Here is a 22,080-nt window from a genome sequence, read left to right on the forward strand (position 1 = left end):
GGGCAGCGAACCATTCGGCACAGCAAAATCGATCAGCTTTTTCGAGGTTTCTAAAGCGTTGACGAACAGTGACTGACGGCGCTGTTTTAGTCGGTGGGAGATGGCAAGCAATTGGCACGGGTTGAAACGCTCGAACGCTTCCTGGATTCCGCATAGTCCAGTTGCTTTGTACGTCCAGTAGAAAAATAGTTGTAAGAACAAACCGTAAATACACCCGAAAGGGGCAATTGACCTCTGCCGAACACCCACAGACAATGGATCAGCTGAATCTCACGGGGGGAGGGCATCTTGCGTCGTCTGCGGGCGCTGGCGTTATTCGTTGCGCTGCTTGGGTTTGCCATTTCTCAAGTAATGGCAGCGGAGCCTGCTGATGTTGCTACTAGCAACACTATCATTATTCTCGATCACTCCGGATCAATGGCCCGCAAGGCTGGCGGGGTGCAGAAGTTCCGTTCTGCAGCGCGAGCAATTCAACAGCTTGCGGGCCACATCGGCAAAACGCGTCGCATTGGGTTCCTACCACTTGGCGGCTCCTGCTCTCCTGCAGAACATCTCGCGACTGTACAGCGTTTCAACTCAAGCAAATTAATCGCGCGAATTTCAAAGCTCCACCCGACAGGCGATACGCCGTTGGCAAAGAGTTTGGAGCAACTCGCTACTAGCGTTTCAAAGGACGACCCGTTTGAAATCATCCTCCTGACTGATGGAGTAGATTCATGTTCAGGGGATGTTTGCGCAGTAAGCGAAACCTTGGCGGCAACAACGCCTCTTCTACGGATCCATGTCATCGATTACTCGCAATTGGAAATCGATTTCAAGCGATCCCCGCGCTGCATCGCCGAAGCCACAGGAGGACGTTATGTTAAGGCAAGTGATGCTGCGAGTGTAATCCCATCCCTTCTTGTCAATCCAAAACCTTTCGACGCGCTACTGCTTTGCAGCGTCGATATCGAGTATAGACAGTATGGAAATTGTTCCTTCAGCCTGGCTGAGGAGCGCTCCGCTCCACGATTTGTAATAGGCACGCTGGCTGGTAAAGAAAGGGGCCCCACTCAAAGCTTAAACGTAGCGGAGATTCCTTCCCGTACTCTGACGGCTCGCCAAGTCGACTACATTCTACGGGCTTTGACACTCTATGCAAATGTCACTGCCCAACAGCTAATAGCACGAACGGTAGTATGTGGATTTAATCGCGACGCAGCGCCAGTCGATGAACATCTCCTATCGATTTCGGTGGTTGCTGCTCGCTTGCAGATATCGTGCACGGGTGAGCCGCCAACTGCTTTTTGGCTAACGGTCTCCACCAAGCTCCTACAATCGGTTCGCGTCCAGGGTTGCGACGAAGTGCAGGCCAGTACTCTTTCAACAAAAGATCGGCTTATCGATTCTGAATTGATGTCTTACGCGTACTCAGGTGGGATCCGCTCTACGGCCGAAGCCAACCTCATGAAAGAACTGCTTCTGTTCGACGATTGGTCACGTCAGTGTTCATTTCACAGGTTTAGTGCAAACACTGGCAGCCTACCGAACAGCCCAGCGAGCGGGCTTTATCTTATGAAGGAACATTTGTACCAGCCCGCCGCTATACGTGAGGGATCGGCACTGTCACTTCAATGGCTCTACGATCAATGGGTCCACGGTCTCACGGTCAAGTCGAGTGAGGTAGAGCACTTCTGTGATGCTTACGATCCTTCATGGAGACAACAGAAGTATAGCGCTGAATTTCTCAATGTCGGCCTGAGCAAACCGGGGTGCGCTATATTCGCGCCCCAGAACGCGACGGGCCGTTTGCTAAATTCGAACAACGGCAAATATAGTGGTTACGGAAGCGTGATCTTTCTCGACGGCGAAAGCTTCGAGTTCGAGGGAAACGATATTGGAAGCCCGCTCTTTGTCAATTTGCATAATATAGATACTACTATCTCCTATGATCTAATCTCCTTTCCAGTCTTATTCGGCGCGTCGGCTCCGCAATCACTGACCCCAGAAACGATATATTCGTTTCATTTTGTACCTAAGGCGACTATCGAACATGCACAACGAGGTATCGGCATACCGAAGCTGTCGGCCAGGATCGAAGAGGCGCTCATCGCCGATGGAGAAGGGCGGGCAAGTGATCTTGGCAAGGTGATCAAACCAGATCACTCAACCATCGACGTGAACAAGGTTCTGCAGGAGTTCCAAGTTTCTCTGACTGGTTTGACGGGGACGCCTTGGCGGCACCTTGGAAATGGAGCAGATCTGTGTGGCGTCATCGACAAGCTGAAGAAAAGCGGCGGCCAACTGTTCGCGATATACGCTTGGGATCGCATCCTAACTGCCGAGGATGCTGCAGACAAGGCAACCTTTTGTGGCCAAGATAGCAATTCGCAATGTCTCGCGCGGGTAGTCGACACTATTTGTTCCAGTGAGCCCGGGATGGCTACCGTCGGCGGGGGAGGGTTTGACATCGATGGCCGCCAGCTTCTGATTGACGGAAAGATACTCCGATGAAGCGCTCGATGCTGCTTATGCTAGCTGTCGTGCTAGCGATCATGGTTACTGCTCCGCGGTTGTACGCGTTTGAAATAGAGACCTTCCAATCCAAGGTATACATCCCTGCCGGAAAGGTCGTGAAACTTGATGCGCCAGCGGATGTTAACGTCGACCAGTTTCGTCTGGATGGCGAGCTGATCACGAGTGGGAAACTTCTCAAGATTACCGCCTCCACGATATCCGTTGGCTCAAGCGGCGTTCTTACGGGGTATCCGACTGGGGACACCGCCGCGAAGCCCCCAAAGAAGGCAAGTTTCCAAACGGCTGCGGCATCCGGCGTCGTTCCGCCAAATCAATTGTCGGGCGCGTGGTATCTTGGTGGTACTGCTGAAGGTGGTGCAAACGGCATTGCAGGAGACCGTGGTGCCCCAGGGATCGCAGGAGAGGAAAACCCCGGGCCTATCTTCCTGACTGCAACAGACTTGATTTTGGACGGCAAGATCGAATTGTTCGGACAGCAGGGCTCACCGGGTGGTGAGGGGCAAAATGGGCAGAATGGTGGCGATGGGGCGCGGGGACAAAACGCAGCGTGCGGCAAAGGCAACACCACCTGCTATTGCTATTCCGGGACGATAAAGTCTGGACCTGGTGGCTTAGGTGGATTAGGGGGCCGTGGAGGCACAGGCGGGAAGGGCGGCAGAGCGATACCACTGTTGCTGCTCGCGCTAGACCAGACGGCGTATACGCGAGCAGTATCTTCCAATCCTGGTCAGCGGGGAATTGGTGGGGCTCCCGGGTTGGTTGGCCAGATCGGCTCGATTGGCGGCGAAGGAAGATCCTGCAGTGCGACGGCCAATTGGGGAGACGCGTTTTGCTCGTGTTCTATGGGGGGCGGTAAACGCACTTCTCAGCAGATCGTCGATACCCGCTCGCTATTAAATGGCGGAGCAGGCGATGATGGAGACAATGGCGACAACGTCGATTGGACAAAGATAGATAATCTTCTCGGACTTAGTCATGGGCTTCCATCCATTTCGGACAATGTGAGAAGTCTTTCAATGGCCCTAAAAGGTTTGCCTGGTCAGATTGGACGCGACGCAATCCTGATAGAAATTGCGGGAAGGCTCGGGAGCACTATTCGTCAGATCGAGGACCGCCTGATCAATGCTCAAGATATATCGGAAAAACGCGCTTTAATTTCGGAGGCGGAGCCACGGTTGCTTCAGATTGCAACAAGGCTCGAGCAGGCTACTCCATCGGCAAAAGGGCTGCACGATTTTCTGAACACAGATGGTGCCGATTATGACGGTTACCTAGCAAGGCTCGCGTTGGCATTGCCGCTACTTCGTGAAAGCTTCACGTCGCAAAAAAACGAATTGATGTCCCGTTGTTCGGAGCTGAAGGAGAAGGCGGCTTTTTATCTCGGAGACAAAGCCTCTTCCTATTTCCCTAGAGAGTTTGGGCTATGTCTTCCTTCTAACTATGTATGGATACCTTTCGTTCTTGACAATGCGGCCGTCACGGTTGGCGCGCGGACGTCCGAGGTATCTGACGCATTCAAGCCGTATTTGTCGATCGAAACTGCACCTTTACCTGACGCAGGTAAATTCACGATGAACAGCGGGATTACCATACGAGAAGTAGGGAAAGAGGCAGCCGAACAAGCCATCGAAAGCAGGAGATTTTTGGCGGGCCTTACAGAAGGAGAACTTGCACCGGGCAAATTGCTGTTCGGAGGGGACAGCATCGGTGGAACTATTTCGGAAAAACTCTCCCGCCTAACTTATGATCTCGACAGCCTCGGAAACGCCCCACCGCGATGACACAGTCTCTTTCCAGACGAGAGTTGTTGGTTGGCGCCTTTGGGGTGGGGAGCTATTTTTTGGCGACCCCTAGCGGGCGGACGCAGGAACTATGTGTGCAATTCGTTGATGGAGTAGCTCGATATTGTTACGATGCCAGGACTCCAGGAAGCGAACCTACACCGGGTAACAGCGCGTCGCCGACACCTTGGAATACTTGGAATAATGACGCCCTTCGCCAGTGGGACGCAGATCTCCTGAGGTGGCAGAGTGTGCGGGCACAAACTGCTGAGAGCGTTTCAAGTTTGATCCAGACGCTGAAGGCAAACAACAATGGCGGCGGCAATTCGTTTCCCGAACTGCGAGGCAAGATGGCTGGCCTCCTGAAAGATTTGGGGGGTAAATACGAGCCTCCTCCGAAACCAGTATCTCCCAACGAAGCCGAATTCTGGAAGGCGATGGGTGATGCCACGGATGGGCTGCAAAAGATCTTTGCGGTCAACCGTAGTCTGCTACGGGCCTCTGCCTCCGGCGGAGCGGTCGGCCATCTCTCACAACTCGTCAATGTCAATGGCTTTGCAAAGGGCACAGCGCTGCAGGAGGTCCTCGCTGAGATACCTACTAACGTTGGAAGCATTCGCGGGTGCTCGCTCGTAGCCAATACGAACTTTCTTGCTTTCACCGATGTGCTCCTCTCCGACCTTAAAGCAGCAGGTGGAGTTCCCGATCAACCATACGATACCGCGCTGTCTAACAACCGGATAAATATCGCATCCAACTTGATCATGGTGGCCGCGACTTCTGCTCTCCCAATTACCCTTCTTCAAATTGAAGCATCGACCTCAACTTCCGGGCCAATCGAATCCTTCCTAAAAGGTATGGTTGGAGGCATTGTTTCCTCAGCAGTTGAAACCGTGAATGCCCTGGCGGGAATAATTAAGCATCCGGTTGAATCTGCTAGGGCGATCGCGCACGCTTTGAAGGATGTCCCCGCTCTGGTCGCCGCGCTTAAAAAAGGCTTGGCGGATTCCTGGGATACTATCCGGGAGGGATCGGCTGAAGATCGAGGAAAGCTGCTGGGCCGATTGAGCTTTGAAATTGCCGTAGCGCTGGCCGGGGGCGCAGTGGCTAATCGTATCGCAGCCTCGGCGGAGTTAGGCACTGCTGCACTGCGACGGCTAACTGATCAATTTGTTCTCATGGAGTATGCGGCGAAAGCGCGATCAGTGCTCCCTTCGATACCGCTTCCGCTGCAATCCATATCAGCCTATTTGGCCGATGGGATAGATATCTTATGGCAATACCAGAATGACACAAACAGCGTGTTGAATTACATTAGGGCAACCGAATTAGAATTCGACACAATGTTGAAGGTCGAATTCTTAGAAGGTGCGTCGCTTTCGCCGGCCGGACGTCAGTTTGCTGAATACTGGGACGAGATTATTTTAGACGAGAACGTGCTTGTCACGGAGACGGGCACTGCTATCGGCCTATCAAATGCAAAAAGTCTGATTGGCAAAACATGGGCAATGCAGCTGGAGGGCGATATTCCTCATTCAGCAGCGTACTTTGCAGACACCCGCTATTCAGCAGCTTTCGAAAATTCTCTTCAAAACCGGCTTGTCGGAACAAAGGGTCTAATCGATGGCTTTGAGGTAGATGTCATTACGAACGATAGGTTCATCCAAGCATCAGTGAATGAATTCAATCGTACGCCAGATGCCATTGAAAAATTTATGGTCAATAAGCGCACTCAAATCGAAACAACAAGCAAATTGGCGGCGAAATATGATGTCCAATCCGTCTACTATTTTAGGAGGCAGCCGCCCGAGGAGGTAATATCCTATGTAAAGAGCCTCGGAATTGATGACGTGCTTTGGGACCTTAAAATAAAACCTTGAAACACATCGCGGGTAGAAGATCATGCGGACTCGTCTTGCGTATCAATTTTTAGCCCTCATGCTCGTGATGTTACAAGTTGGGCCTGTATGGGGAGCGGCGACATGTCCGCTGCGGTACACTCACGAAGATTCGGCAAAGGACCCCCCTTCGGCTGTAACAGCGCGTATTACCGCCAGCGTCCCATTAGGTACCTATCGTGACGTGGAACGGGCCGAGAGCTCCGATATTCTGAAGACGCTCGCCAATTGTATCGATACCAACATAAACACGTCAGTGGACCCAGTGCAGAGCGCCCTCAGTCCGGAAACATGTGTGTCAGACTTTGCCAGGATCTTTTTGGATATCTATCGAGAATACAAAAACAATCACGACGCCAACGCGGAGCAAAATGCGTATCGGTCATTAATCTCGAACTGGGGTTACATGTTCAAAGATGTAAATAAGGGTGTTCTGAGTGAATGCGGCGTCTCGCTGGCGTCCGATCTGGCGATTGATGATATTTCGAAAGTCGACGCAGAGGCGATGCTAGTCATCGGGATAAGTAATGAGCGTGGCCAGCGCAACACGGGATATTGGCGCGCGCTCAGTGTCGACGCTTCCAACCGGACTACGGCGGGATGTTCCGACGGCTGTAGTCGCCTCTACTGGCTCAGACGGATGATCGCCAAATGAAGCTCGCTTGTGCATTATTGGTTACACTCGCAGTCTCTGCAGGCCCAGTTGGCGCCGCCAATTCTGATGATATTAAGCAGAAGCTAAACGACGTTGCCGCTGTATTGGAGAAAGATGCTACCTACTTCGAGACCTTATACCGCACTGAATCACTGCCACTCATTGTGACGTATAGGATAGGATGGGCGTGGCTGGTTGATCTATCGGACAATATTTATGCATTGAATGTGCTAAGAGCCGGTATTGGGCGGCTTGATGATACTGTCGGATACATATCGCAAATTGAGGCGTCCGCATCGGCAGGCGGCCCACCTCCCGACCTCAATCTGATAAAGCTCGATGTAATCGAGTCCAACGATGCATTGATTGGACTTCAAAACGCGATGCTCGCTAAGCCACAGTCCTGCAGCGCTGAAGCTGCGACACTTCTGACGACGCAGGTGCCGCTGAGTACGATCGTAAGTATCCAAGCACCTGATTTTGGGACATTTCCCAGCCTTCATCATGACCCGACTCTTCGCGTGAAGTTTATAATAACCGAAGACGGTCAAGTGTCCCTCGCGCCCGACGCCTACGCGCCCGGTGAAGGCGTCGACGCGCATGGGAAGCAGGCTATACCATCAATTGCGAGCACAGTATCCGGTGCATTGGTGCTTCTAGCTGCGGAAAAGTTTGGCGCTTTCGGCGGAGCTGGAACCGGGACCGCCTTTTTCGCGGCAACCGTGGTTGCCGGCTTGGTCTATTTCACCGTCTCTCACATTCAGGGTGAGGTCGAACAGGGAGAGATTGCTCACGCCGTCGCCAGGTTAAACAAAGCAATTGATAGAATATATGACGCTCAGAAGGTCGCGTTCACTGAAATGAACCAGAGGTATGTCGATGTTGCGATGGGAGTATGCAAAGAGAGTTTTACCGAAACATACCGGGCACAACTTCTGGAGCTTGACCGGTTGTCGGGCGAGCGCCAAGCGCTTATGGCAAAATTCGTAAATGAAGTTGAGCGGCTGGAAAGCCAGAGCCAAGTTAAAGAGGGCGAGACTTGGGACGACGTTGAGTGCGCGATCTTTGGATGCGAGGGCAATAAGAAAGGCACGATCGTTATGCCGTTGGAGGAATTGGTTCAAACTTATGTCGCTGGCGCTCACTGAGCGGTCGGCCTCACTCATAGTAAAGGAGATTCCTCAGCCATTGGCTGCTCTAATAATATAAGGTTGTTATCGGGCAAGGGCCGTTGCAGTTTTAATGCTTCCTCTGTCGGCGCATTCATCCAGATATGGATTTCTTCAGCCCGGAGCCGCGATTTTGGCCAAATCGAAGATTGTTGAGGGAACTTGCCTACGGGATTGACCAAGTAGGCGACTCTTCATGGCCGCGTGAACGCAGCCATGCCGAATGATCCACGACGGCAGAAGTTCATCGGGGTAGGGGGCCAGCCTTACCGGCAATTGCCGTCCGGATACTCCCATCTCATGCGAACGCTGCTTCGGCGTCAAATTCCGGCTCCCACTTCTCAATGGCCTCGTCGGTAATCCGCTCTCTTCCGCTTTTGATCGCCTCGATAGCCAGTGAGTTGATTATGTGGAAGATGTTAGAAGTGATGCCCTCAGTGATCTGCAGTATCCGCCGCAATGATTTGCGGTCAACACCGATGGGTGGCGCAGTGGCCGTATCGAGCGCGAACGAGAGACGAAGAGATTGGCCTGTAGAACGGACTGTTCCAACGGCGGTATCGGGTCAATACCAATTCATTCAGCGTCGTTTCAGTTGTAGCTTGCTTCCTTTTGCAAATCAGAAACGTCGCATTTAATCTTACCAAACCCTTGGCCGAACAGGAGAGGAAGCATGTCAATCCGAGGACGATCGGCTTCTAGTGCCTTGCTACGGTCTATGACCATCGAGGCGCCGGAGCGGATCGCGGGCGCTGTCGAGTCCTTGTCGCGAAGTGGTGAGGTTTATCCCCGCGACGTGTTGCGGCTGCGTTTTGCCAGCGGCAAGCGTTAAGGACAGACGAGCTATCGGTGGCCGCTCCCAAAGGGGGAAGGTATCGCGCGTGAGCATGCGCGCCGCGCCACATTTCAGAGATCCATGGTGTGGGTAATGACGCAACTACTGCGAGAGCAGATCCACAGCGACAAACAAGCCGAGCTCGCAAGCCGAAGCTCATGTTGAAAGCCGTGAACCTGGAACGCCGCGTCAGCGACTCCACGCAGGATCGATGGACGGCGGCTCGTAAGAGCGAGATTGCGCGTATGAATGCCGAAAGTACGGCGGTTTCAATTAGAACGTGGTGCAGATGTTGGCCCTGTTCAGACAGAAAGGAAAAATCAAATGCTTTTCTTGACCGCTGCCTCGCTGGGTGTTTGCGCAAGTGCGATGCGCTCTGTCTTTTCAATTGTGTTGATCGCATTCCTGATCGTGGCGATGTTCGCCACTGCGACACTCCTTTCTTCAGGCCCTGCATCCTATCTCAATCTTCTCATCGCGGTCCTCGGCTACAATGCCGGGCTCATCAACGTGATTGCTGGCATGCTCGCCGCGCCCCGCTTTCGCGCCACCTTTCAAAGTCAATCGGTTCCGCCTCTGGAACGGCCCAGCGCCTGATCCTTGGCTCCCTTTTCTGGCTGCCGATGAGCACAAACGATCGTGCTGTCGATCACCAGAAAGTCGTTGGCACGATGGCCGTTAGCGTCTCAAAACCGGCTCCCAAATGCCGGCATGGCGCCAGCGGCGGCTTGTGCGACCGGGCGCAATCGGTCTCGGAACACATCTGATCAGAGGTAGAGCGCCCGGCGTTCCTTCGGCGCAACCAGAGGCAATCCGAACCGCGTCCGGGCCGGATATCGCCAGGGGTCTGGACCGCCGGGGCGATAGGGGTTATCTGGCAGGGCTTGTTGCGATGCTGAAACCGTCGCCGAAACATCACCGCAGACACCCAAGGCCTTTCGAAGTGAAAAAAGTCCAGCGCAGCTTTGCCGTCGAGTACAAATCCGGTCGGCGAAAACTCAATTCCAATCCGAATTCCATCTGGGGCGACATGGATCTCAAGTCCGTTGCACAGGATCTGCAGGACGAGGCAATGCCATTCCTTCCGGAAACTTCCGAGGTTAGCGGCACCGGAATGTCTTTCGCCGGAGAACAACAGGCGGCTGCGTTGTTGACACCGCCGATTGAGCAAGAGACAAATGCATCGGCTTTACAGGAGACCATAATGGCCGACGATATTAATACGATGACTGACGCTGACACGCCGGCCGTAGCGGCGCCCGCCCCGAAGAAGGAGCGCAAACCTCGCGCCAAGAAGGCGGCGCCAGAGACCGCCTCAGCCGCAGTTTCCGCGCAACCGGCAGCGGCTTCGAATGCCGCAGCGGTCAAGCCGAAGAGAGGACGCAAGGCAAAGTCCGACGAAGGTGCGGCAAGCGCCAAACGTGCGCCTGTCAAACGTGCCCCGAAGGCCGTGCAGGCAGCGGCTGCACCGTCGGTGGCGGCGGTTGACGAGTTTGCGGATCTTCTGCAGCTGGAAGAGGAAAACCAAAGACTGCGCAAGCAACTGGCCGAGAAGCTGCGTGCTGAAAATGCCGATCTGCGAAAGCGGCTCAACCTCGGTTGATCGACAGGCGCCGGTCAAGCGCTGGCCGCATTCCCAAGGCTATATCGAGACGAACATCTTGGCGGCGGCTAGTCCCGCCGCCAACGCTTGTGCTCGCAGCCTGCATGCGAGGTGGAATACGAGGTCGAATAAATGGCGTCTCCATGGAAACTTCTTGCCCGGCTTGTGTCACCGCGACGTCAGCAGCGCCAAGAACACGGCCCGACCGATGACGTGAAGCCGGACGTATTGGCCATCGCCAAACCGACGGAAACGGCTGCCGATAACGGATTGAACACCGCGGATCCTCCGGTCGACGAAAAGCCGGTCGCTGACGAACAATCGGAGGCGGTGTCAGCGGATCCGGATCATTCCGAGGAAACGGCAAGCGGTGTTCACGGCACGGCGGATATCGACGGCGCAAGGCCCGTGGAGGCGGCTGATCCGGCCTTGTCCGATGAGGCCGGTACGGTCGCGCGCGCACCAAAACTCTCCCAGACCGGCGAGGGTGCAACGCGGAAGCCCAGCACGCGGGGCAAGGCAGTGGCAGGGGGTGAAGCCGTTCTGCCACCCTCTCCAGGCGTTCCCGCCGTTTCTGACGATGCAATTCGCCTCGATGAAGAGATCAGGCTGCTGCGGGACCAGCTGGCGCGCAAGCTTCAGCTGCAGAATGCACAACTGAAGAGGATGCTGGAGCGGTTCGAACGCTGAACGTGCCGTGATCCATCGCAATTAATCTGGCCAACATGCTTTGGTTGTGAGCAGCTCTTGTTCCCCTGTAACGGTTCGGCGTCTTCGGATGATGTTTGGTCCTTCGGGATCAGATGCTGACCTGCTCCCCGATCTCCACCACCCTGTTGGCGGGAAGCTTGAAGTAGGCCGAGGGGTCGATGCCGAGCCCTGACAGCGCGATGTACAGGTTGTCCTGCCACTGAGGGAGTCCGTAGGTCGGGTTGCCGATCAGCGTGCGCCGGCCGAGATAGAAGGACGTTTGCATGATCTCGAACTTGAAGCCCGCGTTCTTCTTGCAGACCGCGAGCGCCTTGGAGACGTTGGGCTCGTCCATAAACCCGAAACAGAGCTCGAGACGGGCGAACCTGTCGGAAATCGGCGTGAGCGTCGAGCGGTCGTCGTTGGAAACGTAGGGTTTCTCTGAGGTCCTGACGGTCAGGATGACGTTCTTCTCATGGAGGACGTGATTGTGTTTGATGTTGTGAAGGAGGACGGCTGGTGTCTTGTCTCCGACGCTGGTCAAGAATACGGCCGTTCCAGGAACGGTGACGGGGGCGTGCGACGATTTCTCGATCGAGTGGATGAACTTCTCCAGTGGAATGTCATTGTGGGCAGTCTTTTCCCGCAAAAGGCGCGAGCCGCTTGTCCATGTCCACATGATGACCATGATGGCGAGGGCCAGCACAACGGGCACCCATCCGCCATCGTGGATTTTAAGAAGGTTGGCGGCGAGGAAGACCGCCTCCAGAAGGAGGAGGGGCAGAATAACCGCGCCAGCCGCGAAGGCGGACCATCCCCAGACTGCCCGCAAGAATTGGAACGACATAAGGGTGGTGACGACCATAGCCCCCGTGACCGAGATGCCGTAGGCGGTCGCCAGCGACTCCGAGTCGCCAAACGAGAAGACCAGGACCAGCACCCCGACGAACAGCAGCACGTTCACCGCGGGAACGTAAATCTGCCCGGTGTTCGTCTCGGAAGTGAACCTGATCAGAAGGCGTGGAAGGAAGCCAAGATGGACCGCCTGGCGGGCGAGAGAGAACGCGCCGGTGATGACGGCCTGGCTGGCGATAATGGTCGCCATGGTCGCGAGGATCACCATCGGCAGCAGCGCCCATTCCGGATAGAGCAGGTAAAACGGGTTGTGGATCGCTTCCGGATGGCTGAGCACGAGCGCCCCCTGTCCGAGGTAGTTGAGGACCAGCGCCGGGAATACCAAGATGAACCAGGCCACGTTGATCGGCTTCCGTCCGAAGTGGCCGAGGTCGGCATAGAGGGCTTCGGCCCCGGTCACCGTCAGGAAGACCGCTCCGAGAACGATCAGACCCGCCCAGCCCGCATGGGTGATGAACCAGAAGGCGTTAAGCGGATTTAGCGCATCCAGGATCGTCCAGTCGTCGCCGATGTGGATCAGGCCGCCCCACGCCATGGCGAGAAACCAGACCACGGTAATCGGACCGAAGAACTTCGCGACCGCGCCCGTACCCTTGGACTGGACGGCGAAGAGGCCGACCATGATGACGGCCGAGAGTGGCAGGACGTAGTCGGAGAAGGCGGGGGTGACGAGCTTCATGCCCTCGAGCGCCGACATGACGGAGAGGGCAGGCGTGATCATCGCGTCCCCGATAAATAACGCTGAACCGATAAGCCCGGCGAAGAACAGGACTGGCATGTAGCTCCCGGTCTTCTTCATCAGGAGCGCCAGCAGGGACAGCGTGCCGCCCTCGCCGTCGTTATCCGCCCGCAGCAGGAACAGGACATATTTGAAGGTGACGATGATGGTGAGTGTCCATACCATCAGCGAGATGAGACCGACGACCTCGGTGTGGTGGATGCCGTCGGCGGAGAAGGGGCGGAGCGCTTCGCGAAACGCATAGAGCGGGCTGGTGCCGATGTCGCCGTAGACCACGCCGATCGATCCCAGAAGAAGAACCAGGAACTTGCGGGTTTCGGACGTGTCTGCCGCTGCCACGGTGTGCGCTGTCATGATCGGCCTTTCGGGGCGTTGATGGCACGAGGCCGTCATCAGACACATGGTGCAATACGCGGGGACCGGCAATCGCATTTCGGAATACGGTTGATTACAATTGAAGCGCTTCGGACATATCAGCACGTTGCAACTTCATTCCCCGATTTTCTGATATTACACCTGCAACACGTCTCCGGCGGCCGAGGATTGCAGGGCGAAAACGTTCGTGCTTTCGTGGAATTCATTGAAAGACGTCCACCGACATCCGTAAAAAAGCGAGCAGTCCATTGATGAGAAAAATTGATTTGGCGTCTCCAGAGCCGGGTGAACCGTTGATCCCAACGGAGCGTTCCGTTCTTGCCGGCGTCCCAGAGAAGACATTCTCGTTAAATCTGGAGGGTAAGGTTGCGATTGTGACCGGCGCAAGCCGAGGTCTCGGCAAGCACATCGCGCAAACTCTTGGGAAGAGCGGCGCAAGGGTCGTGGTCGTCGGCCGAAACGGCGACAAGCTGGACGAGACTGCCCATGCGATCATAAAAGCAGGGGGTAAAGCGCTCCCTCTGGTGTGTGACGTCTCCGACGCCAACGCTGTCGCCGAAACCTTTCACGAAATCGCCGCGACTTTCGGTGCAGTCGATTTGCTGGTAAACAATGCTGGCGAGACCGGCCCAATTGATCACGCGTGGCAGGTCGATATCGCCGACTGGTGGAAGACGTTCGAAACAAATCTTCTCGGCGCTTTTCTATGCACACACGCGGTACTGCCTCACATGGTCGAGCGCCGGAGGGGTATCGTCGTGAACATTGCCAGCCACGCCGGTGTCTTTCGGTGGCCAACCTGTTCAGCATATGCCGTTTCGAAAAGCGCGCTGATCAAGTTGACCGAGAACTTGGCAGCAGAAACGATCCGCCACGGGGTATCGATCTTTGCTCTTCACCCCGGACTTCTGCCGATCGGCCTTACCGAGCTAGAGGATCCATCAGCCGTCGATCCTGCCTCTCCAAAAGGAAAGGTCGTAACCTGGTTCCAAGAGCAACTGGCAACCGGGAAGGTGGTTAATGTACAGCAGAGTTTGGACATGATTGCGAAGCTGGTGTCCGGCCGCTATCGCCCTCTGAGCGGTTGCTATATAGCCCCCGACGACGATCTTGACGTGATGAAGGAACGCTTGAGGGGGATGGGGCGGCATTCGGACCTTTACCGCTTGCGATTGTCCACATGATCAGAGGCGCGTTGTGGGTGTCAGTAGTTTCAGAAACATTGGCACGGCTGGGTGAGTTGTTTGCCGTGTAAATCGGGCGGCGGCGCTAGGATAGTACATCACACGCGATGATTTCGTTGCTGCCACCCAATGGTGCAGATCCGCTGCAACGTCGCCAATCTGTGCTTTCACGTGCCCCATTTGGCTTCTCGCCTCAACATCGCTGGCCTCAGCATGGTCTAGTCTTTTTCGTTAGCCGTGAATTCGACTGGCTTTGGAAGCCACTGGTCGCTGAAGTGAACGCTTCAGCAAAGACGTTGCATCTGTAATAAACTGGGAGAAATCTATGAAAAAAATGCGCGGGCCAGCTAGTATTGTTCCTGGTCGCAGTGGGCACAGTTGGGGACGCGGTTTCAACTGAAGAGTGAGCTTCTCATGAGCGAAGAAAACTGGTCGGACGAGGGTATCGATCGCCTGATGCGGGCGATGGAAAGTGACCTGAGAAAAGATCCCCTGGAGGTGGAAAGGGAGGCTGCGGCCAGACGTCAGGAGCAGGCGAAAGCTGAAAGAATCGCTGCCGCGCTTCCAGGCAGGCTTCGCGAGCAGGAATGGTTTCTCAAGCGCAACGTGCCCGACGATCTTATAGACGACAGACTGGCGAGGCGCCGCGAGGCGCAGGGAATAGCAGAAGGCCCGGAGCCGAGGCTGCCCGCTCAGGTCGACAGGGACAGGGTGGAAGAGAGGCTTCGTTTCGCCAAGGAACAGCTGGCAGATCGCTTTGGCAGCGAATTGGTGAAACGCGACGTCGACAAGTTCGCCTTGGAGGTCGAATGGAGCAGACACGTCGATGGCCGAGATTTGGAATTCAGGGAGCGCGTTCGCTATGAAGCCGAATCAAAGGGGAAGCAGCTTACCGGAAGTGAGCTAAGCCATGAGGAGGCCAGGATAAACGCGCACAACATGTGGTCCGAGGGGATGCGCGGGCCTTCCTATACGGAGATAGACAGATACATCGCATTGGCGAGAGAAAACGGCGCTTGGCCTCCTCCGGAGCTGCACACCGGCCCGGGTTCAAAACCGAGGCCGCATCCTCATGTTTACACCTACGAACGATTTAAGCAGTACTGCGCAGCTCCGGCCCACCGCCATGCGGATGCCGGCCATGCTGGCAATTCGTCGATGGTCGACGACGGCGTGGAACAGCCTGGTATCTCCATCCGTCGGCTTCAGTCGCGGCAGCCCCAATCTCGCATCGTGACCTCAGCTTCCTCTGGTGCGGCAGGTCGATTGACGCGGCGTGACGTCGACGAACACAACGAGGCCCCTCTGCATCGCGGGCATTCGGTCCCTATCCGGCGGCTCCATCCGCGACAACAGCAGCAGTTTCGCACGGAGACCCCGGCTCGAACCGGAGGCGAAGCTCAAGCGGCCTCTCGTGAGGCAACCGGTCAGGAAAGCCACGCGCTGCGGGTTCCCGTCAGGAAGGGATTGGGAGACCGGCTCATGGAACTTGTCCAACCGATCCCTCGAAAAATAGCCGACCGGATCTCAAGGATGCTATCTCGCGATAGGGAGTATACCACCCGCCCACCCGCAGCTTCGATGAACGCCAAACCGATTGGCCGCCGCCTGGAGGTGGTCAGATCTGCCAACGACGGACCTATGTTACTACGGCATCCGGTGGCATTCCAGGCAGAGGGGAGCCGTGTCGCGACCAGCGACACATCTCCGGTGGTGCGTGCAAGGGACACAGGCACCTCCGCACGTGCTTCTTTGATCGTTGCACGGGCGGCGGAACCGAGATCTGTGAACTCGCGATAATTCGAGTGGATCAGATTTTCTCTCGAGCGAAATGCCGGGCGGGTCGAAGGACCCATCTCGACGCCTTGGCAAAACATGCTGACGGTCGGCTTGCCGGTGTCGGCACGCTGTGGGCTTGCGCAGGCTGTCGGTGGGTGTTCATAGGTTCAGTGTTACGATCGAAACGTGTATCGCGTTGAACAAATACCGTCGAACCGGCATGATCTGTGAGGATCAATTTCCGTGGACGAGGATCATGCCAAAGCAGGAAGAAAAGGGCCGCAAGCGGGCTCCTGACGATGATCGAAATGCGGCCATTGCACCAAGACGCAGCAAGAGACTCGCCAAACCCACCGGCATAGAGAGCATGCCGACCGAAATATTCGACAGGATATTGGGGGAGGTGGCTCTCGCCGGCGATGAGCGCAGTGCCGCAAAGGATCTAACGTCTGTCGAAATGGTCGGTCCACGCTTCCAGAAGGCTTTGCGCGCTTCTCCAGCTGAAGGCTATCGCCAAAGCCTGAATGAGGCAGGCAAGGCTGCGAAGAGAAACTATAGCATGCTGCCTCGCGGTAAGTTCCGTGACGCAGGCCCTGTCGGCGCCGATGAATATGTCGACATGGTCGGACCGGGGATACATCTTCTGTCTCCTGATCAGCAGTCGAAAGTCGTCAATAAAGTGCTTTCGGTCGAGAGCCCAAGGAGAAGAGCCGACGCGCTGAACAAGATGGCTTCCTATTCGGCGGGGTTGAGTGAAGGAAGCCGGTTGCGTCTGCTTGATTCTGCACTCGATCTCGTTGAACAGCCACATGGCACACACATTTTTCATGCGTGCAAGGCTGTCGCGAAATTGCACGCATATCGGACGCCAGCACAGGAAGCGCGGATGGCGGAGGTGAGAAATCGGGATCCGCTGACGGCGGCAACCATTGATGGGGAACTTGATGCTATTGGCCGGCGAGAGAGCACCTCCACCGTGGAAAATACCCCCAGCCCACCGGCAGAAGTCCATGGGAGCAGTGGGTATATACCCGTGAAGCAGCGGGTGAGGACTGCCGCAGAGGATGTGCAAGCCAAAGTTCGTCATGCGGATGCGGCGCGGATTGACCTTGAAAATACGATCCGGGAGAGAGGTGGTCGCGGGCCTTGACACTTATGGATGCGTACGAGTCGCAATACTGGATGCACCGGGACACATACGCCGTTATTTCGCACGCGGGTTTGCGAACGGCAGTTTCGTCGGTGAACTTGTCTAGAGGAAATACAAATGCAGAATGCGTCATTGAGGCATGCTTCCGGACCTCTTGAGAACGCCGACGCCATCGAACATTCCCAGGGTTCCGTCTTGCGTCACGCACGCTTGGCGATGGGTTACAGCCTCGACGATCTCGCCGAAACGACCGGCCTTACTGTCAGTGAAATTGACAACATTGAAAGCGATGCCGAGGAACGGCCCGATTTTGTGAAACGCCTCGCATCCGTGCTCGGGGTGCAGGTCAAGGTGCCTTGAGGGCAGGATGTCCGCCACGTTGACCTGAAGCGTTATTCTCGAAGCATTGGCTGATCGACGCGAGGCTTGTAAGGCTTGGGATCTAACGTCTCTCAAGTTTCGCGTCTGCCGAGCTGGGCTTGCCGGCCCATCCTGCCTGAGGGCCGAGATCGAACGTGCTTGTTCACCGCCCATTACTGAATTGAGCGACGAGGTGGAGCGGCAACGAGTACAACGGAAAGCAATTGCCGTGCGACGGAAAATTCAGCGACATTACGGTTGTAACTCTTAAACCCTAGGCGTCTGGTTCGGGATGGCGAAAACTGTATCAAGTTCCTGCTCGATAGCCGTAGGAGGTCCGAGATGCCAACGAAAGACACAAGCTCCAGGGTCGGTTCAGAACCCGCTTCTGTGGAAACGTCAGAGGAAATCCTGAATCCGATTCTGCCGGAAGAAAGCTTCGTAGACTATTTCAATCGCGTTGACGAAAGACAGAGACAGGACCGAGGTCCGGACACTTCCGATGATCCGCCGAGTTCTTTTCCTGCCGAAGGGCGTAGGAGCTCCATAGGCTCAAGCCGCTCAGACTTTGTAGACCTACAGAATGAAGCATTGTTGTCCCCGGCCGCGGCGGATGGGTCGATGCCGCCTTTCACGCCTCCCACGTCTCCCCCGCCCGTCATTCCAGAGACCAAAACGGTTGATCCAGCGTCGTTGACGACAGTGCCCCTTCAGTTGGACGGAGACATGCAAAACAATGCACCCCGATCAGCGCCGGCTTCGCCGCGGACACCAATTCGCAGGTTGAGCGCTCCAGACAAGCGAAAAGCGGAGGAGGAGGTTCCCCGATACGGCGACACGAGCGGGCAAAAAAAACGGAGATTGTTGCCGCCCGCAGCAGGTGAGGGGTTGGCGGCGTCGCATGACGCCGATCGCATGAGGATGAGGGGTGAAGTGTTGGAGGCCATCGCAAGACGCGATCCTGAGCGCACGGCCAAAAAGGAGGAATACGACCGAATTTTTCGCCGAGAGGCCCGACAGCTGGATACCAGGTCGCGCGGCGATGGACACGGGCGCGATTAATTGCGGCGTGTCATTCCACGCGTTTAAAGTCGTTGTCGGGATGACGCAATCAACCGTCCATTAGAGATTAGCTCCTCCGCCCTCGGTCGCTTAAAGCCCGTCAGTCGCGGCCGAAGCGGATGAATCCAACGGTGCTCGAAACCCAAACGATGGCGCTTCAGGTCCATAGCCGCACTTTGCGTTGAATGCCAACGAAAGTCCCGTTTGTGCCGGCAATGTAACGCGTGTCATCACGGCGATGATAGGTAGTCTGCAGAGCTGAGCCCCACGGGCGAGCCCGCAGTTGCTGGGAAGCTCAAGATCATTTCTTAAGGTAACGCCGTCGTTGGGACTTGATTGCGCGAGCGGCCTTTGGCTTTGGCCTTGGGAGCGGGGGAGGAGGCTAATGGATGGTGGGCAGCGGCGAATTCGTCGGACACGAGAGCTGACAAAGTTGAAACATCGAGTGCCAAGGCGAATCCACAAATGATCTCAGCAAGCCGTGGCGACTTTCCCGCGCCGTCACAGTCAATCATCTGCAAACACGTACGTTGTTGGGGTAGTCGTGTACCCCCGCCGACGGTGCCAATCAGGAGGCTCGGAAGCACGAGGCTTGCATAAACCGCGGTGCCGCCATCGACAAGCTCCATAGTCAGGTGTCCGACACCGGATTCGTGCACGCTTGCTATGTCCTGTCCAGTCGCAGTGAAGATCGCCGCCACCATGTTTGCCACATTGACATTGACGCCTATCATACCGCCCGCAACCCCGCCGGCAGCGAGGCTGTGATAGCCCCGAACCAACTGCTCGGGGGTGACGTGAAGAAACTTTTGGGTCAGTTCACCTGGCAATTTGCATTCGGCGACTGCCCTCGTACCTCGGCCGCAGATATAGTTGTTAAAGGAAATTTTCTTGTCGTTGGAGAGATTGGACTCGATGATGAAGCGTTCAACCTCAAGGCCGAACCTGCTGGCGACCTCTTCCATGATCCAATGGCATGCGCGCCACGTGCATCCCGTGGTCATGTTCTGGCCCGCCGCATCTGCCGAGTCATATACGAAGTGAAGATGTAGATCCCTGCCGAGAATCTGCGGCTCGATACTCTTGAGAATCGCATGTTTCGACATCAACCCGGTCTGGAGACGTATCTCAGAAATCCGGGATTGTACCCACTGACCCAGGAAGATCGCGTCGTGCAAATTCGCCATCTGAAAGAGGGGAACGCGTGTAATTCTTCGATCGAGGACTGCGGTAGTGACCCCGCCGCTGGCGGTTATAGCGGTGGACCCGCGCGTGGCGGAAGCAACCAACGATCCTTCCGTCGTCGCCATTGGAGCAAAGATATGCCCGAGCGCGCACTGACCATTAAAAAGCAGCGGCCCTGCAGCGCCGACCGGAACTTCCACCGTGCCAATAAATGATTCCGTCACTCGCACGAGACCTTCGGACTCCAGCGATGTGGTCGCAACCTCATCCAGTCGGGTGCCGGTATATTCCTCGAGGAAGCTAACGCGCTGTAGCCGTGCAGACTCGCTGTATTGAGCACGCGCCGGCATGCGCGGCCATTTGTCAGCTTTCATCAAGGCCCCGACGCGTTGCCCATGACCTCTAAAGGCACGCCAAAAGATTGCTTCCTCCTGGTCGCTCGAAAAAGAAGCCACCACAATGTTGTTTCTTCCTTCCCGTGCAAAACCAGTCAGCCCAATTTCGATCGGCTGCTGAATATCGTCGTCAAAGTAAAAGAGCGCCGCATACGTTCCTGCATGGGAAAATCGTTCATCTGGTTCTTGCGCGGAAAATTTGAGGCCGTCTGAGTGAATCTCGTTGAGAATGAGAGGCTGGGAAAAAAGCGGATGTTCGACTTTGATTGCGGAGTTCGGCGATTGTTTGGGGTAGATTTGGGACAAAGTCATCGTGATAAACTCCGCATTGTCGAAGGTTTGTGGGCGAGACCAGCAAACCACGGCCCTCGTGATCCTCGCGACGACACAACGCCTCGTGCCGCCGCCCGCCCTTCTAGTTCAGAAACGGGGCGCGGGCCAAAAGAGTAAGGTTACATTTGAAATACAGGATAACCCGGGAGCGGCTGCTGGCAAACCGAAGGACATCAGTCAGTGCTGGTTCTGGCATGGCCGCCGCACAAGTCGCCGTTGCGTGGGTCACGGGCGTTCAAGCGCTCCAACGGCAGACTTGATCCTCGACTCTGGGTATGATGACAGTGCCCGGCTCATCGTCGAGGACGATAGTTTAAATCCGGCACGTGAAACGGGAGCGATCAGCGCAGTTATTGACGCCCATTCACAGTGTATCAGCGTCTTTGATTGTCCAAAACAAGCTGAAACGAGTGCGCGCACCTTTTTCCTGCCTGAAGAAGCGGACGGTCCTCAGCAGGCTCGGTGCGAGGCTCTAGGCCAAGGGCGAACACGCCCGATTGGTAGGCACGCCAGACAGCGAGCCTGGTGAGGTGACTGTGGCTGTATGTCATGCCCACAGATACCTCGAGCTCCGGGTTGGCGAGCACGATCGGTTCCGTTTCGGGAATTTGCGAACTTTCAACAGTACTGACCCGCTCGCCGTAATCGTCCCACGGCATCGGTGGACCGACCCGCATATCGGCCAATAAAGTTTCGGGCAGGCCACTGACTTCCAGGTTTTCATCGAGGAAGGGATAGCCGTAGTTCAGATGATAGAGAATGGCGTCGCGCGCCGGGCGGAAGCCGCGATTGGTCACCGTGTCGTCGATCGTCAGCACGGACCTGAAGACCGGGAGAGTAATGCGCCGATGCAATTCAAGGGTTTCACCGAACACGCTCGCCTGCCTGACGACGGCTTCGCAAAAGACGTCGCCAGTTTCGGTATTGACGCCGTAGCCGACCAGCCGCGCCCTTTCGGTGGCGATTCTGCCATGAAGCGGCATCGTCTTTGTTTTGAATTGTGGGTGACTATGATGGCAGATGTCCACTTCGAGAGGCCGACTGATGTGATCGAGACCGCATGTCACCATGAAACCATCGAAGTTGCGCAAGAAGCCCCATCCTTCCTCGGAACCGGGATCGCTCGCAGGAAACCGCGTCTGCACAGAGGAATGCCATCCGATATTGATGCCGCCGATGGAAAGGCAGGAAATATCAAATCCTCTATCAACCGCGACGTCGAACGCCACGCCTGTTGCGTTTCGGGCAATCAGGATCCTCTGGCCGCGCCCGGGACCGTCCTCGTGCGTTGCCAGCCGTATGTCGGCGACAGCTCTTAAGCCTGGTGCCTTCTTTCGCAGATTGATGTCCATATAACCCTCCCATGGCGTGCCTCACCGAAAACTGGGGCGGCCCGAAGTGTCGTCAGCGGGGTGACGTTGTTCGTCGGAAAGCATCTGCTGCGCGGAGTCCCCG

At 55.9% G+C, this 22,080-nt stretch carries 15 protein-coding genes and 2 pseudogenes; 12 read left to right on the top strand and 5 right to left on the bottom strand.

All coding sequences use genetic code 11. The annotated features are described in order from the left end of the window. Positions 1 to 288: 288 nt before the first annotated feature. The 5 genes from OIU37_RS34105 (at position 289) to OIU37_RS34125 (ending at position 7,999) form a co-directional block, all read left to right on the top strand. Entirely contained in the window at positions 289 to 2,493 is a 2,205-nt protein-coding gene (locus OIU37_RS34105) for a VWA domain-containing protein (RefSeq protein WP_264260086.1), read from the top strand. Then, positions 2,490 to 4,298, top strand: a complete 1,809-nt coding sequence (locus tag OIU37_RS34110) for a hypothetical protein (RefSeq protein ID WP_264260087.1) — start codon at positions 2,490 to 2,492, stop codon at positions 4,296 to 4,298. Before OIU37_RS34105 ends, OIU37_RS34110 begins: the two co-directional genes overlap by 4 nt. Before the next feature lie 284 nt (positions 4,299 to 4,582). Then, on the top strand, positions 4,583 to 6,178 hold the full coding sequence (locus OIU37_RS34115; protein ID WP_264260088.1) for a restriction endonuclease fold toxin: 1,596 nt from the start codon (positions 4,583 to 4,585) through the stop codon (positions 6,176 to 6,178). A gap of 313 nt (positions 6,179 to 6,491) precedes the next feature. After that, positions 6,492 to 6,851 (top strand): hypothetical protein, encoded by a 360-nt coding sequence (locus tag OIU37_RS34120; protein ID WP_264260089.1) that lies wholly within the window; start codon positions 6,492 to 6,494, stop codon positions 6,849 to 6,851. Beyond that, positions 6,848 to 7,999 carry a hypothetical protein gene (locus tag OIU37_RS34125; protein WP_264260090.1) on the top strand — a complete coding sequence of 384 codons (1,152 nt, stop codon included), beginning with the start codon at positions 6,848 to 6,850 and terminating at the stop codon, positions 7,997 to 7,999. The genes OIU37_RS34120 and OIU37_RS34125 overlap by 4 nt, the downstream gene beginning before the upstream one ends. Before the next feature lie 319 nt (positions 8,000 to 8,318). On the opposite strand, the pseudogene OIU37_RS34130 reads toward OIU37_RS34125, so the two are convergent. Further along, positions 8,319 to 8,515, bottom strand: a pseudogene (locus OIU37_RS34130) (NTP-binding protein); the annotation flags it as partial. A 664-nt stretch (positions 8,516 to 9,179) separates the two neighbouring features. On the opposite strand from OIU37_RS34130, the gene OIU37_RS34135 reads away from it, so the two are divergent. Further along, the gene (locus OIU37_RS34135) at positions 9,180 to 9,452 is read left to right on the top strand and encodes a hypothetical protein (RefSeq protein ID WP_264260091.1); all 273 of its coding nucleotides are present in this window, start codon (positions 9,180 to 9,182) and stop codon (positions 9,450 to 9,452) included. Here OIU37_RS34135 and OIU37_RS34140 read toward each other — a convergent pair. Next, positions 9,425 to 9,517, bottom strand: a pseudogene (locus OIU37_RS34140) (IS5/IS1182 family transposase); the annotation flags it as partial. The gene OIU37_RS34135 and the pseudogene OIU37_RS34140 sit on opposite strands and share 28 nt — an antisense overlap. Before the next feature lie 281 nt (positions 9,518 to 9,798). On the opposite strand from OIU37_RS34140, the gene OIU37_RS34145 reads away from it, so the two are divergent. Beyond that, complete coding sequence (locus OIU37_RS34145) at positions 9,799 to 10,458, top strand: transcriptional regulator (protein WP_264260092.1); 660 nt, start codon at positions 9,799 to 9,801, stop codon at positions 10,456 to 10,458. Positions 10,459 to 10,590: 132 nt separating this feature from the next. Next, positions 10,591 to 11,148 carry a hypothetical protein gene (locus OIU37_RS34150; protein ID WP_264260093.1) on the top strand — a complete coding sequence of 186 codons (558 nt, stop codon included), beginning with the start codon at positions 10,591 to 10,593 and terminating at the stop codon, positions 11,146 to 11,148. Positions 11,149 to 11,257: 109 nt separating this feature from the next. Here the strand turns inward: OIU37_RS34150 and OIU37_RS34155 are convergent, their stop codons facing one another. Next, positions 11,258 to 13,156, bottom strand: a complete 1,899-nt coding sequence (locus OIU37_RS34155) for a potassium transporter Kup (protein WP_264260094.1) — start codon at positions 13,154 to 13,156, stop codon at positions 11,258 to 11,260. 272 nt (positions 13,157 to 13,428) lie between these two features. Between OIU37_RS34155 and OIU37_RS34160 the strand changes: the two genes are divergently transcribed. The 4 genes from OIU37_RS34160 (at position 13,429) to OIU37_RS34175 (ending at position 17,650) form a co-directional block, all read left to right on the top strand. Next, the gene (locus OIU37_RS34160) at positions 13,429 to 14,361 is read left to right on the top strand and encodes an SDR family NAD(P)-dependent oxidoreductase (protein ID WP_264260095.1); all 933 of its coding nucleotides are present in this window, start codon (positions 13,429 to 13,431) and stop codon (positions 14,359 to 14,361) included. 414 nt (positions 14,362 to 14,775) lie between these two features. Then, the gene (locus OIU37_RS34165) at positions 14,776 to 16,161 is read left to right on the top strand and encodes a hypothetical protein (protein WP_264260096.1); all 1,386 of its coding nucleotides are present in this window, start codon (positions 14,776 to 14,778) and stop codon (positions 16,159 to 16,161) included. A 235-nt stretch (positions 16,162 to 16,396) separates the two neighbouring features. Further along, positions 16,397 to 17,290 (top strand): hypothetical protein, encoded by an 894-nt coding sequence (locus tag OIU37_RS34170; protein WP_264260097.1) that lies wholly within the window; start codon positions 16,397 to 16,399, stop codon positions 17,288 to 17,290. 117 nt (positions 17,291 to 17,407) lie between these two features. Then, positions 17,408 to 17,650 (top strand): RodZ family helix-turn-helix domain-containing protein, encoded by a 243-nt coding sequence (locus tag OIU37_RS34175; protein ID WP_264260098.1) that lies wholly within the window; start codon positions 17,408 to 17,410, stop codon positions 17,648 to 17,650. A gap of 1,370 nt (positions 17,651 to 19,020) precedes the next feature. Here OIU37_RS34175 and OIU37_RS34180 read toward each other — a convergent pair. Both OIU37_RS34180 and OIU37_RS34185 read right to left on the bottom strand, forming a co-directional pair. Then, positions 19,021 to 20,604 carry a hydroxymethylglutaryl-CoA reductase gene (locus OIU37_RS34180; RefSeq protein ID WP_264260099.1) on the bottom strand — a complete coding sequence of 528 codons (1,584 nt, stop codon included), beginning with the start codon at positions 20,602 to 20,604 and terminating at the stop codon, positions 19,021 to 19,023. 395 nt (positions 20,605 to 20,999) lie between these two features. After that, positions 21,000 to 21,977 (bottom strand): aldose 1-epimerase family protein, encoded by a 978-nt coding sequence (locus OIU37_RS34185; protein ID WP_264260100.1) that lies wholly within the window; start codon positions 21,975 to 21,977, stop codon positions 21,000 to 21,002. Between the last annotated feature and the right edge of the window lie 103 nt (positions 21,978 to 22,080).

The organism is Rhizobium sp. BT-226 (assembly GCF_025847085.2).
Classification (GTDB): domain Bacteria; phylum Pseudomonadota; class Alphaproteobacteria; order Rhizobiales; family Rhizobiaceae; genus Rhizobium; species Rhizobium sophorae.

Excerpts from the sequence above, each read along its gene's own strand:
- OIU37_RS34110 (WP_264260087.1), top strand. The coding sequence starts at position 2,490 with ATGAAGCGCTCGATGCTGCTTATGCTAGCTGTCGTGCTAGCGATCATG.
- OIU37_RS34125 (WP_264260090.1), top strand. The coding sequence starts at position 6,848 with ATGAAGCTCGCTTGTGCATTATTGGTTACACTCGCAGTCTCTGCAGGC.
- OIU37_RS34135 (WP_264260091.1), top strand. The coding sequence starts at position 9,180 with ATGCTTTTCTTGACCGCTGCCTCGCTGGGTGTTTGCGCAAGTGCGATG.
- OIU37_RS34150 (WP_264260093.1), top strand. The coding sequence starts at position 10,591 with ATGGCGTCTCCATGGAAACTTCTTGCCCGGCTTGTGTCACCGCGACGT.
- OIU37_RS34155 (WP_264260094.1), bottom strand. The coding sequence starts at position 13,156 with ATGACAGCGCACACCGTGGCAGCGGCAGACACGTCCGAAACCCGCAAG.
- OIU37_RS34160 (WP_264260095.1), top strand. The coding sequence starts at position 13,429 with ATGAGAAAAATTGATTTGGCGTCTCCAGAGCCGGGTGAACCGTTGATC.
- OIU37_RS34165 (WP_264260096.1), top strand. The coding sequence starts at position 14,776 with ATGAGCGAAGAAAACTGGTCGGACGAGGGTATCGATCGCCTGATGCGG.
- OIU37_RS34170 (WP_264260097.1), top strand. The coding sequence starts at position 16,397 with ATGCCAAAGCAGGAAGAAAAGGGCCGCAAGCGGGCTCCTGACGATGAT.
- OIU37_RS34175 (WP_264260098.1), top strand. The coding sequence starts at position 17,408 with ATGCAGAATGCGTCATTGAGGCATGCTTCCGGACCTCTTGAGAACGCC.
- OIU37_RS34180 (WP_264260099.1), bottom strand. The coding sequence starts at position 20,604 with ATGACTTTGTCCCAAATCTACCCCAAACAATCGCCGAACTCCGCAATC.
- OIU37_RS34185 (WP_264260100.1), bottom strand. The coding sequence starts at position 21,977 with ATGGACATCAATCTGCGAAAGAAGGCACCAGGCTTAAGAGCTGTCGCC.